The sequence below is a fragment of the Polaromonas sp. P1_E12 genome (assembly GCF_056405975.1).
This window is the reverse complement of record NZ_JBFUBB010000001.1, coordinates 959,359-973,768: the sequence shown is the minus strand read 5'-3', so window position 1 is coordinate 973,768 and position 14,410 is coordinate 959,359. Positions and strand designations below refer to the sequence as shown.

11 protein-coding genes are annotated in these 14,410 nt (G+C 62.5%); 6 read left to right on the top strand and 5 right to left on the bottom strand.

Going from position 1 to position 14,410, the window contains the following annotated elements:
- Positions 1 to 167: 167 nt before the first annotated feature.
- From AC1D13_RS04795 to moeA, 4 genes are all read left to right on the top strand, one after another.
- On the top strand, positions 168 to 929 hold the full coding sequence (locus AC1D13_RS04795; RefSeq protein ID WP_457279763.1) for an SDR family oxidoreductase: 762 nt from the start codon (positions 168 to 170) through the stop codon (positions 927 to 929).
- Between the two features lie 393 nt (positions 930 to 1,322).
- Positions 1,323 to 2,453: a GTP 3',8-cyclase MoaA gene (gene moaA, locus AC1D13_RS04790; RefSeq protein ID WP_457278624.1), complete on the top strand. Its 1,131-nt coding sequence runs from the start codon at positions 1,323 to 1,325 to the stop codon at positions 2,451 to 2,453.
- 25 nt (positions 2,454 to 2,478) lie between these two features.
- Complete coding sequence (mobA, locus tag AC1D13_RS04785; RefSeq protein WP_477670863.1) at positions 2,479 to 3,105, top strand: molybdenum cofactor guanylyltransferase MobA; 627 nt, start codon at positions 2,479 to 2,481, stop codon at positions 3,103 to 3,105.
- On the top strand, positions 3,102 to 4,475 hold the full coding sequence (gene moeA, locus AC1D13_RS04780) for a molybdopterin molybdotransferase MoeA (RefSeq protein WP_477689052.1): 1,374 nt from the start codon (positions 3,102 to 3,104) through the stop codon (positions 4,473 to 4,475). Before mobA ends, moeA begins: the two co-directional genes overlap by 4 nt.
- A 29-nt stretch (positions 4,476 to 4,504) precedes the next feature.
- On the opposite strand, the gene AC1D13_RS04775 is transcribed toward moeA, so the two are convergent.
- The 5 genes from AC1D13_RS04775 to AC1D13_RS04755 all read right to left on the bottom strand — a co-directional run bounded on the left by AC1D13_RS04775 (position 4,505) and on the right by AC1D13_RS04755 (position 12,054).
- The gene (locus AC1D13_RS04775) at positions 4,505 to 5,746 is read right to left on the bottom strand and encodes a hypothetical protein (protein WP_457278627.1); all 1,242 of its coding nucleotides are present in this window, start codon (positions 5,744 to 5,746) and stop codon (positions 4,505 to 4,507) included.
- A 57-nt stretch (positions 5,747 to 5,803) separates the two neighbouring features.
- Entirely contained in the window at positions 5,804 to 8,983 is a 3,180-nt protein-coding gene (locus AC1D13_RS04770) for an efflux RND transporter permease subunit (RefSeq protein WP_477689051.1), read from the bottom strand.
- A 33-nt stretch (positions 8,984 to 9,016) separates the two neighbouring features.
- Positions 9,017 to 10,405, bottom strand: coding sequence for an efflux RND transporter periplasmic adaptor subunit (locus tag AC1D13_RS04765; RefSeq protein WP_477689050.1), 1,389 nt, complete (start codon positions 10,403 to 10,405; stop codon positions 9,017 to 9,019).
- Between the two features lie 273 nt (positions 10,406 to 10,678).
- Positions 10,679 to 11,161, bottom strand: a complete 483-nt coding sequence (rnhA, locus tag AC1D13_RS04760) for a ribonuclease HI (RefSeq protein ID WP_457278630.1) — start codon at positions 11,159 to 11,161, stop codon at positions 10,679 to 10,681.
- Between the two features lie 53 nt (positions 11,162 to 11,214).
- Positions 11,215 to 12,054 (bottom strand): class I SAM-dependent methyltransferase, encoded by an 840-nt coding sequence (locus AC1D13_RS04755; protein ID WP_477667244.1) that lies wholly within the window; start codon positions 12,052 to 12,054, stop codon positions 11,215 to 11,217.
- Between the two features lie 12 nt (positions 12,055 to 12,066).
- Between AC1D13_RS04755 and gloB the strand changes: the two genes are divergently transcribed.
- Positions 12,067 to 12,837, top strand: a complete 771-nt coding sequence (gene gloB, locus AC1D13_RS04750) for a hydroxyacylglutathione hydrolase (RefSeq protein WP_477689049.1) — start codon at positions 12,067 to 12,069, stop codon at positions 12,835 to 12,837.
- Complete coding sequence (locus tag AC1D13_RS04745; protein ID WP_457278633.1) at positions 12,834 to 14,393, top strand: transglycosylase SLT domain-containing protein; 1,560 nt, start codon at positions 12,834 to 12,836, stop codon at positions 14,391 to 14,393. Before gloB ends, AC1D13_RS04745 begins: the two co-directional genes overlap by 4 nt.
- Positions 14,394 to 14,410: the final 17 nt, after the last annotated feature.

Genomic DNA, 14,410 nt, shown 5'->3' with positions numbered 1-14,410 from the left:
TTATAAAGCGCATTGTAGATGTAACTTCATGTTTCACGAATCCCGTCAAGCGAGAGAGACAGAGGGAAAACCCGCACCACCGTGATCAGCAACAATAAGCAATGGAAGCCGCACGCCACCGTACGGCAGCGTGCGCCGGCAGCAACCTTTACGAGAAAGACAAAATCATGCGGGTCAAGGACAAATCCATCATCGTGACCGGCTCCGGAGGCGGTATCGGGGAAGGCATCGCGCGGCGGCTGGCGGCCGAGGGCGCCAGGGTCATCGTCAACGACATCAATGTGGCGCTGGGCGAGAAAGTCGTCGCTGCCATCGTCAAGGCCGGCGGCACAGCTTCGTTCTTTGCCGCCGACGTCACAAAGTCCGCCGAGGTCAAGGCGCTGGTGGCTGCCGCTGTGCAGCGCTACGGCCGGCTCGACGTGATGGTCAGCAACGCCGGCTGGACGCACCGCAACCAGCCAGCACTTGATGTCAGCGAAGACGATTTCGACAAGTGCTACGCCATCAACGTCAAGAGCATTTACCTGGCTACCATCCACGCCACGCCGGTATTTCGCGAGCAAGGCGGGGGCAGTTTCATCAACATTGCGTCGACGGCGGGGGTACGCCCCCGTCCTGGCCTGACCTGGTACAACGGCTCCAAGGGGGCCGTCATCACGACCTCCAAGTCGCTGGCGGCCGAGCTCGGCCCCGATAACATCCGGGTTAATTGCATCAACCCGGTATTCAACCCCGACACAGGCCTCTCGGCCGAATTCGCGGGTGGCCCGCTGGATGAAGAACGCAAGGCGAAGTTTCGCGCGAGCATTCCGCTGGGACGTTTTTCGACCGCGCTGGATGTGGCCAATGCCGCGCTTTACCTGGCCAGCGACGAAGCGGACTTCATCAGCGGTGTATGCCTGGAAGTAGACGGCGCCCGGTGTGTGTAGAGCCCCCACGGTCGCTCACTTCGTGTAGCTCCCTGCCCCCCGAGGGGGCCGCCCGCCTGCGGCCCGGCAAAGCCAGTCCCGCGGCTCATGCTGGGTTTAAGAGTTCTGTGCGTAACCAGTGCGAGGTATTTCACCAATGGGTGCCGCGGAACCGGCTTTGCCGGGCCGCAGGCACCGTCCCCTGCAAGGGGAAAAGGGCTACACGAAGTGAGCCCGATAGGGGTGTGCCAATTTTTCGGCTTCGCCGGCCCCAGGCGCCGCCCCCTTGAGGGGGGAACGGGCTACACGAAGTGAGCCTGGACGGGGGTGAGCCAATCCCTCTTTGGGGATAAGGCCTGGTTTTAGTGCCCCAGCCGGGCCAATGGGGTAAATTCTCCCTTTGGGCTCCTCACGATGACGACCGACAAAATCATTCCGCTGGCAGATATTCGCTACGCAAGCCGCGTACCGCATATCCCTGCCCGGTTGTCTGCCCCGACGGGCCTGCTGAGCGACACGCTGGGCCGGCCGCTGCGGGATTTGCGCATCAGCGTGACGGATCGCTGCAATTTCCGCTGCAGCTACTGCATGCCGCGCGAGGTATTCGACAAGGACTACGCTTTCCTGCCGCAAACCTCGCTGCTGAGTTTTGAGGAAATCACGCGCCTGGCGAAGATTTTTGTGGCTCATGGGGTCGAGAAAATCCGGCTGACGGGCGGCGAGCCGCTGCTGCGCAAGCACCTGGAGATACTGATCGAAATGCTGGCGAAGCTGCAAACGCCGCAGGGCAAGCCGCTGGACATCACGCTGACCACCAACGCCTCGCTGCTCGCCAAAAAAGCCCAATCCCTCAAGGATGCTGGACTGCAGCGCGTCACCGTGAGCCTTGATGCGCTGGACGACACCATCTTCCGTCGCATGAACGATGTGGACTTTCCGGTAGCCGACGTGCTCAAGGGCATCGAAGTGGCGCAAAAGGTTGGCCTGGCGCCGCTCAAGGTCAACATGGTGGTCAAACGCGGCACCAACGACGCCGAGATCGTACCCATGGCCCGGCATTTCCGCCACAGCGGGGCGGTGTTGCGCTTCATCGAATACATGGACGTGGGCGCCACCAACGGCTGGCGCATGGACGAGGTCCTGCCTTCAGCCCAGGTGGTGGAACGCCTCAACGCCGAATTTCCCTTGGTAGCCATAGACCCCAACTACGCTGGTGAGACCGCCGAGCGCTGGCGTTATGCCGATGGCGCTGGCGAGATTGGCGTGATCAGCAGCGTGACCCAGGCTTTTTGCAGCGACTGCAACCGGGCAAGGCTATCGACCGAGGGCAAGCTGTTTTTATGCCTGTTTGCCAGCCAGGGCCAGGACTTGCGCGCCCTGCTGCGCGGCGGCTACGGCGACGACCAGATCGCGGCGGCTGTGGCCCATATCTGGCAAGGGCGCGATGACCGCTATTCGGAGTTGCGCGCTGCGATGCCCGCTGACACCAGCACACCCGATTCAAACAACGCCAAGCGCGTTGAGATGAGCTACATAGGCGGCTGATTTGACAACCCACGACCACAACACCATGCCCATCCACGCCGAAGCCATCACCGGCGTGATCCTCGCCGGTGGCCGTGGTTCGCGCATGGGCGGGGTCGACAAAGGCCTGCAGAACTTCAACGGCGTTCCTCTCGCCCTGCACACGCTGATGCGGCTGTCGCCCCAGGTCGGTGACGTGATGATCAATGCCAACCGCAACCTGTCCGCTTATGAATCATTCGGCGTTCCGGTGTGGCCCGACAGTACCGGGCTGGGCGAGTTTGCCGGGCCGCTGGCAGGATTCCTGACGGGCCTGGAGCGTTGTGAAACCCCTTACCTGTTGACTGTGCCCTGCGACACCCCGCTGTTTCCCGACGACCTGGTGGCACGGCTTGCCGAAGCACTTGCGCAGGACGGTGCTGACTTTGCCGTGGCGGCGGCGCCCGAAGAAGATGGGCAGCTCAGGCCCCAACCGGTGTTTTGCCTCATGGGTACCCACATGCTGGAAAGCCTGGTGCGCTTCACCCACAGTGGCGGCCGCAAGATAGACGCCTGGACGGCGCAGCACAAAACAGCCATCGTGCCGTTTGACAAACCCGGCGACGACAGCCGCAGCTTCTTCAACGCCAACACACTGGCCGAGCTGCACCAGCTGGAATCCCGCCAGCCGTGAAAACACTCGACCAGATTGCCGCGGAGCTGCAAGGCTACGACCCCCAGGCCCTGTCTGCCGACCAGGTATTGGACTTCCTGTCGCGGCTGGTTATGCCGGTGCAGGAGCAGCTCGAGTTGCCCTTGATGGAGGCTTTCGGGCGGGTGCTGGCCCAGGATGTGGTTTCGCCGTTTGACGTGCCGCCGCACGACAACTCTGCTATGGACGGTTATGCCTTCGATGGTGGGCAGTTGGCTGCAGGCAAGGCGCTCGAGCTGCAGGTGGCCGACGGAACAGCGCTGGCGGGCAAAGCCTGGCAAGGCAGCGCCGGGCCAGGCCAGTGCGTCAAGATCATGACCGGCGCCATCATGCCCTCCGGCCTGGACACCGTGGTGCCGCAGGAGTTTGTCACCCTGCACCAGGATGGCCAGGGCTCGCGCATCAGCATCCCGTCGGGTTTGCTCCGGCCCGGCGACAACCGCCGGCTGCGCGGCGAGGACCTCATGCAAGGCCGGCCGGCGCTATTAAAAGGTGAGCGTATTACGCCCGCCCGCCTTGGGCTTGCAGCCTCTTTGGGCCTTAAAACACTGGCCACCTGGCGGCCGCTGCGGGTGGCCTACTTCTCCACTGGCGATGAGATTTTGTCGCTGGGCGAAGCACCGCGCGAAGGCGCGGTGTATGACAGCAACCGCTACACCGTCTTCGGCATGCTCAGCCGGCTGGGCTGCGAGGTCATCGACATGGGCGTGGTGCGTGACGAGCCGGCGCTTCTGGAGGCCGCATTCAAACGCGCGGCAACCGAGGCCGACGCTGTCATCACCTCCGGCGGTGTCAGCGTGGGCGAAGCAGACTTCACCAAGGCCATGATGAAGAAGCTGGGCGACGTGGCTTTCTGGCGCATTGCGATGCGGCCAGGCCGGCCCATGGCCGTGGGACGGATTTCAATAGAGAAATCGACCTCTAACCCAATAGTTACAGGCGCAAGCAGCTATGAAAAAGATAGCACCCCACACTCATACCCAAATCCCAACCCCAACGGCGCCATCCTTTTTGGCTTGCCCGGCAATCCCGTTGCGGTGATGGTGACGTTCCTGGCCTTTGTGCGCCCCGCCCTGCTCCAGATGATGGGCGCCAGCGCCGCGCCGGCGCCGTTGCTCAAGGCACGCAGCCTGGAGCCCATTCGCAAGAAACCGGGGCGTACCGAATACCAGCGCGGCTGGGTATCCACCGCGCCCGACGGCTCCCTGGAGGTCCGGACCACCGGCAGCCAGGGCTCGGGCGTCTTGCGCTCCATGGCCGAGGCCAACGGCCTGATGGTGCTTCACCATGCGCAGGGCAATGTCGCTGCAGGGGACCCGGTTGACGTCCTCATGTTTGAGGGCGCCCTGTAAATCCCTTGAATGCACGGCGCTGGCAGACCCTAGTCGTTCCGGGTGCCCGTTAACGGGGGTAGGTCTTCGTAGCCGAAAAAATAGGGCACAACCCGAAAGCTCATCAGCAAGCCGCCGTTTTCCGGCGTTGCGTTCAGGCGTTCGTAGTCATGCGCGGCCAGGTGCTGTATTTTTGCGGCATCGCGCTGCCGGCTGAAAACATCATGACGCCACTGATAGACCTCACTGAGTTTTTCCTCGTAGGTGTAGTGGTGGTCGTTGTCGTTGTAATAGTCGTCAAACCGGTTGCCGCCCAGATAGATGGCATTGGAGCCTTCATACCCCGTTTTCTGGCTGGTGCGCTGGTCGGTGTTCAGAAAATAAGCCCAATCGCCCGGGACAAAGTTGCCGGCGGCAACACCGCCCACCATGCGCAAGACCTTGCCTGGCCGTTCAAGCTCCAGCGGATCAAAATCCGTTTCAAAACTCCACATACGGCCGGGTTCCAGGTCAACCAGCGGCTCACCATCGGCCAGTAATCGCCGCTCCACGCCTTGCGCCCTGCCCACGTCCTTCTTGACGCGGCGGAAGTAATCCAGTGCACCCTGGGCGAATACCACCTTGGTCGCGGCGTAGCAGCCTATCTCGTATTTCCCCTGCTCAAAAAACATGTCATTGAGGGCTTTGTGCAAAGGGGTACGAAGCTTGGGCGTTCCATTGATCCAATAGCGGGCATTCCACTTGGCAGGGCCACCCTCTGGCCAGCCCCATTCCAGCACCTCTGCCCAGATCACGGTGTTCTGGCGAATCCCGACATGGTCGGCCAATGCCTGCACATCGCAAGCCTTTCCCCTGAATTCGGTCAATCGGCCCGGGTGCAAAAGGGCCAACAGGATTTCTTTTTTGGAAACCGTCTTGAGCTTGCGTGTCTTGTTGTTTCTCACCGGCACCAGCACTACCTCGTCCTTGATCGCCAGCTCCGGGCGTTGCGCCAAAAACAGGGTGCTCACGGCCGCGCCTGAGCCCAGCAGGGAATACGTCATGGTGCCCCGCGGCTTGTCGACAGTTTCCTGAACCAGGCGGGCTGGAATGCCGAGCTGCTGGAGATATCGGAACATGTGGGGGCCGAGCCGCTCCAGCTGGGACGGTGAACAGAAGAACTGCACGCCATATGCGCCCGTTCCAGGCGCTTCCTGGGCTTGCGCAGAAGCCGTATGGGCCAGCGCAAGCAGGAACGGAATCAGGAGAAAAGAAGCAACTGTACGGATTCGGCCCGCTGGGTTTGCGGTCAAACCGGTTTTCTCATCAGCATGCCAGGGACCCGGCCTGGGGCACGCGGTTCCTCATGATCATTTCGCCACGTACTCCGGGTGTTCAAGGTGTTCATCGGGTTGCTCCCTGGCAATGGCCTTGTTGGCCCCTGGGACCGCCTTGCGGGCAAACAGCGTGTACATGGTGGGCACCACAAACACAGTGAGCAAAGTGCCCAGCGACATGCCCCCCACGATAACCCAGCCGATCTGCGTGCGGCTTTCGGCACCCGCGCCCTTGGCCAGGGCCAGCGGCAAGGCTCCCAGCACCATGGCACCAGTCGTCATCATGATGGGGCGAAGGCGCTGCGATGACGCCTTGACCAGCGCGTCGATCATTTCCATGCCCTGCCCGCGCAACTGGTTGGTGAACTCCACAATCAGGATGCCGTGCTTGGTGATCAGGCCAACCAGCGTGATCAGACCAATTTGGGAATACACATTGAGAGAGCCGCCCGACCATTTGAGTGCCAGCAAGGCCCCGATCATGGACAGCGGCACCGACAGCATGATGACCAGCGGATCGATAAAACTTTCAAACTGTGCGGCCAGCACCAGGAAAATAAACACCAGTGCCAATACAAACACAATGGCCAGGGCGCCCTGCGAGTTTCTGAACTCGCGCGAGGTGCCGTTCAGGTCGGTGCTGTAGCCGGTCTTGAGCACCTTGGCGGCGGTCTGGTCCATGAACTTGAGCGCTTCGCCCAGCGAATAGTCGCCCGCAAGGCTGGCCGTGATGGACACCGAGCGACGCTGGCCGAAATGGTTCAACTCGCGAGGTGACACGCTTTCACGCACCTTCACCAGTGCCGACAGCGGAATCATCGCGTCGTTGCGGCCCCGCACATAAATGCGGTCGATGTCTTCAGGCGTGGTGCGGCCGCTGGCTTCGGTCTGCACGATCACGTCGTACTGCTCGGCATCGCGCTTGTAGCGCGTCACGTTGCGCCCGCCCAGCAGGGTCTCGATGGCCTTCGCGACAACCTGGATGCTGACGCCGAGGTCGGCCGCCTTGTCCCGCTCCACCTCAATGCGCAGCTCTGGCTTGTTCAGCCGCAGGTCTACGTCGGGCGAGACGATGCCGGGGTTTTTGGCGATCTCTTCCAGCATCTGGCGCACCACGGTGTTCAGGTTCTGGTAACTGTCGGAGGTCTGGATCACAAAATTGAGCGGCCGTTCGCGAAAGCCCTGCCCGAGGGACGGCGGTGTGATCGGAAAGGCGGTAACACCGGGCAGTGCGTTGAATTTGGGCTGCAGCTCGCGTGCCATGTCGATGGTGGAGCGCGTACGCTTGTCCCAGTCGACTGTGCGGTACACCACGCTGGCCTGCGCCACCGTCGGGTTGCCCACGTTGGCAAAAATACGGTCGAACTCGGGAAAGGGTTCACCCATTTTTTCCAGCGCCCTGGCATAGCGGTTGGTGTAGTCCAGCGTGGCGCCGTCAGGGGCATTGACGTTGGCCAGAATTACCCCGCGGTCTTCAATGGGCGAAAGCTCCTGCTTCATGCTCGGGAACACCAGCGCGATGGCCAGGGCACTGAGCACCATCACGCCGATGACAAGCCAGCGGGCCTGCAAGGCCATGCCCTTGAGCCGCTGGGCAAGCGAGGGCCGGCCGGCAGCGCCTTCCTCCGCCGCGGGTACGTAACGTGTGGTGACGACCCAGCGCAGCACCGAGCCGTAACGGTCGGAAATCGACGTCAACGCCCGCTCCATGAACCGGTCAAAACGATTGGGCTTGGGATTGTGCTTGAGCAGTTGGGTGCACATCATGGGCGTCAGCGTCAGCGCCACAAAGCCCGACACCACCACCGCACCGGCAAGCGCCAGGGCAAACTCCACGAAGAGCCGCCCGGTGCGGCCCGGCGTAAACGCCAGCGGCGCATACACGGCTACCAGCGTGGCCGTCATGGTGACCACGGCAAAGCCGATCTCACGCGCGCCCTTGATGCCGGCCGAGAACGGGTCCATGCCCTCCTCAATGTGCCGGAAGATGTTTTCCAGCATCACGATGGCATCGTCCACCACCAGGCCGATAGCCAGAACCAGCGCCAGCAGGGTCAGCGTGTTGATGGTGAAGCCCGCCAGCGCCATCATGCCGAAGGTGCCGATCAGGCTCACCGGGATGGTGACGATGGGGATGATGGAGGCACGCAGGGTGCGCAGGAACACAAAGATCACCAGGGCCACCAGCACAATCGCCTCGGCGATGGTGTGGTACACGTTGTTCACGGAACGGTCGATGAACACCGAGTTGTCGTTGGCGACGTCAATCAGCATGTCGGACGGCAGGTCGGCCTTCAGCTTGGGGAAGGCCTCCCGCACACCCCTGGACAGGTCCAGCGGGTTGGCCGTTGCCTGGCGGATGACGCCGACTGCCACAGCGGAGCGGCCGTTGAGCCTGACCGCCGTGCGCTCGTCGGCCGCGCCCTCCTCCACGCGCGCGACGTCACGCACCTTGACGGAAAAGCCGTTCACATTCTTGATGACGATCTCGCGGAACTGCGCGGGCCTGACGAGGTCAGTCTGCGAGGTCACGCTGAATTCGCGCTGCTGGGACTCGATGCGGCCGGCCGGCAGCTCGAGGTTGCTGCGGCTGATGGCGTCTTCCACGTCCTGCGTGGTCAGCTTGTAGGAGGCAAGCTTGTCGGTATCCAGCCAGACGCGCATGGCGTACTTGCGCTCGCCAAAGACGCGCACGTCGGCCACGCCGGTCACGGTCTGCAGGCGCGGCTTGACGATGCGGTTGACCAGGTCGTTGATCTGCAGCGGCGTCAGTGAATCGCTGGAAAAAGCCACCTGGATGACCGGAAAGGCATCGGCCTCAACCTTGGCGATCACAGGCTCTTCAATCGCCTGAGGCAGCCGGTTGCGCACCCGCGACGTACGGTCGCGTACTTCAGCGGCAGCCGAGTCAGCGTCTTTTTCGAGCCTGAAACGCACGCTGATCTGCGCCTGGTCGGCACGGCTGATGGAGGTGATGACGTCGACAGCATCAATGCCTGCGATGGAATCTTCCAGCGGCTTGGTCACCTGCGTTTCTATGACCTCCGCGGATGCGCCTGCATAGCGCACGCTCACGGTCACAACGGGTTCATCGATCTTGGGATACTCACGCACCGAAAGGCGGTTGAAGCTCACCGCGCCAACCAGCACGATGAGGAGGGACAGCACGGTGGCAAAGACCGGGCGGCGTATGGAAACTTCAGCGAGTTGCATAAGGGCCTGTGGGGGCTATGGCGCGGCGGCCGCTCAAGCGGGGTCGCGCGCTGGCGGGCCGGCCGGGCGGCGTTCGGCTGGGGCCACGCTACGCACCGGCACCAGGGCTCCTGGGGCCTCCGACACCACCACGCCACAAGGGTTGGGGCCTGCCGGCGGCGCTTGCGGTGCGGCGGCCACAGCTTTGGCCGGCGTGGCCGCAGCCGCAGGGGCCGTTGCGGCAGCTGCCGCGGGCGCAGTACCGGCAGCGGCAGCTTTTGCGTTGCCCGCGCGGGCAGAAGCATTTGCGGCCAGATCCACCACGGCCACCACGGTGCCGTCACGCTGCACGCGCTGCTGGCCGGTCGCAACCACCACGTCGCCGGACTCCAGGCCTTCGAGGATCTCGACCTTGCCGGGGCTGCGCAGGCCGACCTTGACTTCCACGCGCTTGGTCGTGCGGGTCTGCTCGTTCGGGCCTTCCAGCAGCTTGATGACGAACTGCCGGCCGCCCTGCGGGACAATCGCTTCCTCGGGCACCACGCGCGCGTTCTCGCGCACGCCGAACACCGTGTTGACCCGGGCGAACATGCCGGGCCGCAGCTGCAGCTGGCGGTTGTCGATGCAGCCGCGGATGCCAATGGAGCGGCCATTGGCGTCGATCAGCGGGTCGATGGCCTGGATTTGCGCGTTGTATTTGCGCCCTGGCAAGGCGTCGATGTCGAGGACAGCTGTCTGGCCGCGCCTGACCTTGTTCTGGAAGCGTTCGGGCAGCCGGAAATCGACAAAGATGGCCTCGATGTCCTCGATGTTGACGATGTCCGCGCCGTCTTTCAGGTAGTCGCCCACGTTCACGAGCCGGATACCGGCGATGCCGTCAAATGGCGCGACGATCTTCAGCCGCGCGGCCGTGGCCTTGGCCAGCGACAGCTTGGCCTCGGCCACCTGCAGGTTGGCGGCGCTTTCATCGAGCGAGCGCTGGCTGATGAAGTTTTGCGCCACCAGTTCCTGGTTGCGCTTCTGGTTGGCCCGCGCGATCGACAGTTCGGCCTGGCTTTGCTGCACCTGCGCCAACGGCAACTGGTCGTCGAACTGCACCAGAACCTGGCCTTTGCGCACACGCTGGCCATCGGTGAAATTGAGCTGGGTGATGCGCCCGCTGACCTCGGGGCGCAAGACCACGCCGCGGCGCGAACGCAAACTGCCCACGGCCGAGGTGTCATCCGACAGTCTGGCGAGTTCCACCTTCGCGGCTTCCACGGTCACCGGTTTTCCAGCGGCGGCGCCGTTGGTGCCATTGCCGGCGCCCTGGCCCGTCGAGGCAACCGGAGAAGACTCGGCCGCACCGCCCTGCGCCTTGGGTTTTTGCAGCCACCAGGCAGCACCCGAGGCGACCGCTATGCCCGCTACCGCGACCGCTGTGTAAATTGCTTTTGATGCCATGGGGAGGAAAACTTGTTATACAAAGAGATACAAACTTCCAATGTAGCAGGACACCATGGCGCGCGCAGCCTTTTTCTGGCCTCTGCGCAGGGTGAGCGCGGTAGCTTTACAACGGCTTTACCAAACGGCGCGGGCGAGCAAAACGGTGCGGATGCTATGTACGCTTATGGTGCGTTCCGGAAGGCGCAGTTTTTTTGTGTGGGCCAAGGCTGTTTGGTGCGTGTTTTGCGCACATGTTCCCACCCCGGCTTCAGACTCCCTGACAGGTCTTTGTTACAAGCGGCCGAGCGCGCGTTCCACGCCTTTGTTGGCCAGTGCGTCGGCACGCTCGTTGCCGGGGTCACCGGCATGGCCCTTGACCCAACGCCAGTCGATTTTGTGGCCGCTGGAGACGACAAGGGCGTCCAGGCGCTGCCAGAGATCCACATTCTTGACCGGCGCCTTGGCCGCTGTACGCCAGCCCCGGGCTTTCCAGCCGTGAATCCACTCGGTAATGCCCTTGCGTACGTATTCGCTGTCCAGGTAAAGCGTCACGCTGCAGGGCCGCTTCAGCGCCGCCAGCGCCTCGATGACGGCAGTCATTTCCATGCGGTTGTTGGTAGTGCCAAGTTCGCCGCCAAATAGCTCTTTTTCGGTGCCGCCCATTGCCAGCAGCGCCCCCCAACCTCCGGGGCCGGGGTTTCCCTTGCATGCGCCGTCGGTATAGATCACGACGTGTTGTGGTTGTGGCGTTGTGCCTGTTGGTGTGTCGGTCATGCGTTACAAATGCTCCCGGGAAGCTCCAAAGAGCAGCCGGTGGTTAAAGAAAATCAGGCAGGCGGCTGAGAGCGGGATGATCGGGTGAGCGGCTCCTTGTTGGCTATCGCGGCGGGTGCCGTCGCCGGCGCCCTTCGCGCCTTCCAGGCGGGCTCAAGCAAGCGGACTCCCCGTACACGCTTGACCGCCGCGAGGAAATAAACAGCGCCAAAAATTGGCCACCAGCGTTCCCCCGCCGCATCCATCCACTCGAACCGGTCCAGCCAGGCCTGACTTGTGAGCGCCGGCCGGTAGCAGCCGAAGCGCCCCGACTCTACCTCAAAGTCCAGCAGCCTCAGCCAGTCGCGAAGGCGCCAGTAGCCGATGAACTCGCCTGTTTTGGGAAGAAACAGGTTGTCATACCCCCAACGCTGGTAGATGTGGCCGCGGCGCTGGCGCAGCCCCCACAAGCTGGTCGGGTTGAAGCCGCTGATGACCACCCGCCCTTCCGGAACAAGTACCCGGCTCACCTCGCGCAGGCTGGCATGCGGGTCGCTGCTAAGTTCGAGCGTGTGCGGCAATACCACCAGGTCCAGGCTGTTCTCCGGGAATGGAAGTGCTCCCGCATCGGTCAGGAGCGCCGCGCGCCGGGAACTTGCGGCCGTGCGGCCGCTCGTATCTGTAGCCGGGGACTTTCCGGGTTCAGATGGCGGCGGCAATGAATCCAGCGCCAGCCATTTGTGCGGCATGCGATTGGCTTGCAGGGCGTCGAGCTCCGGCAGGCCCAGTTGCAGGGCGTGGTAACCAAAAACGTCACCGACGGCCTGGTCAAAATGCGCGCGCTCCCAGTCCAGAAGATAGCCACCGGGAGGGGTCTTCAGCCAGTCCGTCAAACCTATAATTTCAGAGCTCATTGAGACCACTGTATGTATTTGATTCCCATTCCTGCCTTTGACGACAACTACCTCTGGTTGTTGCATGACGGCAGGCGCGCCCTGGTCGTGGACCCGGGAGATGCCGGGCCGGTGCAGCGCACCCTGGAGCAGCATGCGTTGCAACTGGAGTCGATTCTAGTCACGCATCACCATGCAGACCATACAGGCGGCGTAGATGCCCTTCGCGAGGCAACAGGTGCTCAGGTCTGGGGCCCGGCCACCGAACACATTCCGCGGCCATACACGCCCCTCAGCGGTGGCGACACAGCGAAAGCCCTTGGTCTTAATTTTCAGGTGATTGATGTACCTGGCCATACCGCAGGCCACATTGCTTTCTACACGCCCGAGGTGAACGGCAGGCCGCTGCTGTTTTGCGGCGACACGCTGTTCTCGGGAGGCTGCGGACGTTTGTTTGAGGGTACACCGGCGCAAATGCTGACCTCGCTCGACAAGCTGGCTGCGTTGCCCGGCAACACCGTCGTCTGTTGTACCCATGAATACACACTCAGCAATCTGCGCTTTGCCATGGCGGTCGAGCCGGAAAACATCGACCTGGCGGCGTATCAGGCGCAATGCGTTGCGCTTCGCACCCAGGAAAAGCCGACCTTGCCGACCTCTGTGGCCCAGGAATTGCTGATCAACCCCTTCTTGCGGACCCGCCAACCCACTATCATGGCTGCTGCCCGGCACTTTGATGCGTCGGCCCGAGACGACAACACCGTATTTGCCGCCATCCGGCAGTGGAAAAACCAATTCAAATGACGCCACACGACCGAACCACTGCAGCCGCTCCTCTTCCCAAACTCATCAATTTCCGTATTGTTCCGCTGGCGTTTCTGCTTGTGGCGACGCTGCTAGCGGGCTGCGCCACACAGCCACCCGGCATGCCGGGTGACCCGGTCCTCACAACAGGAACAAGCCCCACCGCCAAACCGCAAGTGCCGGGCGGCCCGCTTCAAGCCATCACACCAGGTCAGATCGGCTCTTACCAGATCGCCTCCACGGAACCTCCCAAGGAACTATGGGACCGTATTCGCCGCGGCTTCGCCATGCCCGACCTGCAAAATGAGCTGGTGACGGATCGCGAGCAGTGGTATGCCAGCCGGCCGGACTATATCCTGCGCATGACCGAGCGCTCCAGCAAATACCTTTTTCATATCGTTGAAGAACTCGAGCGCCGCCAGATGCCGACGGAACTGGCCCTGCTGCCGTTCATCGAAAGCGCTTTTAACCCGCAAGCCGTTTCCAGCGCCAAAGCCGCCGGCATGTGGCAGTTCATGCCGGCCACCGGTAAATATTTCGACCTGAAGCAAAATGCTTTCCGTGACGACCGGCGCGACGTACTGGCTTCCACCCGAGCAGCGCTGGACTACCTGCAAAAGCTGCATGGCATGTTTGGCGACTGGCATCTGGCGCTGGCGGCCTATAACTGGGGTGAAGGCAGTGTGGGCCGCGCCATTGCCAAAAACCAGAGAGCGGGACTGGGCACCAGCTACACCGACCTGAACATGCCGGCAGAAACCCGGCTCTATGTGCCCAAGCTGCAGGCCGTCAAGAACATTGTGGCCAATCCCCAGGCATTTCGCACCGAGCTGCCGTTGATCGAAAACCACCCTTATTTTCAGCAGGTGCTGATCACACGCGACATTGATGTGGCCCTGGCCGCACGCCTTGCCGACGTCAAGATTGAAGACTTCAAGGCACTGAACCCTTCGGCGCACCGCCCCGTCATCATTGCGGCGGGGACGCCCCAGATCCTGCTTCCCTGGGATAACGCTACGGTGTTCCAACGTAATTTCGAGGCCTACACCCAGGGGCAATACGCCAGCTGGACCGCCTGGTCAGCCCCCAGCACCATGAACCCGGCCGAAGCGGCGCGGCGTACCGGCATGAGTGAAGCCGATCTGCGCAGCGTCAACAACATACCGCCGCGCATGCTCATCAAGGCCGGTTCGACCTTGCTGGTGCCGCGTTCAGCCAAGGTTGAAAACGACGTTACCAGCCACGTTGCGGATACCGCGCAGGTCTCGTTCGCTCCTGAAGTCGTGACGCGCCGCACCACCGTCAAGGCCCGCAAGGGCGAATCGGTCGCGACCATTGCCAAGCGCTACGGCCTGAGCGCTGCCAGCGTTGCCGAATGGAACAATGTCAGCACTTCCAGCGCTTTCAAACTGGGCCATCAGGTGGTGGTTTTTCTTCCGGTCAAAAGCCACGCCTCCAAAAGCCAGGCCTCAGCCTCCAGCCGCAGTCGCGGCAGTTCCGCGAAAGTGACCAAACGCAGCAATACCAAGACGGTCGTCAAGTCCAAAAAACGTTGACGCTCCGGAGCACGCAC

Coding starts and splice junctions, on each gene's coding strand:
- AC1D13_RS04795 (WP_457279763.1), top strand. CDS start 168: ATGCGGGTCAAGGACAAATCCATCATCGTGACCGGCTCCGGAGGCGGT.
- moaA (WP_457278624.1), top strand. CDS start 1,323: ATGACGACCGACAAAATCATTCCGCTGGCAGATATTCGCTACGCAAGC.
- mobA (WP_477670863.1), top strand. CDS start 2,479: ATGCCCATCCACGCCGAAGCCATCACCGGCGTGATCCTCGCCGGTGGC.
- AC1D13_RS04770 (WP_477689051.1), bottom strand. CDS start 8,983: ATGCAACTCGCTGAAGTTTCCATACGCCGCCCGGTCTTTGCCACCGTG.
- AC1D13_RS04765 (WP_477689050.1), bottom strand. CDS start 10,405: ATGGCATCAAAAGCAATTTACACAGCGGTCGCGGTAGCGGGCATAGCG.
- rnhA (WP_457278630.1), bottom strand. CDS start 11,161: ATGACCGACACACCAACAGGCACAACGCCACAACCACAACACGTCGTG.
- AC1D13_RS04755 (WP_477667244.1), bottom strand. CDS start 12,054: ATGAGCTCTGAAATTATAGGTTTGACGGACTGGCTGAAGACCCCTCCC.
- gloB (WP_477689049.1), top strand. CDS start 12,067: ATGTATTTGATTCCCATTCCTGCCTTTGACGACAACTACCTCTGGTTG.
- AC1D13_RS04745 (WP_457278633.1), top strand. CDS start 12,834: ATGACGCCACACGACCGAACCACTGCAGCCGCTCCTCTTCCCAAACTC.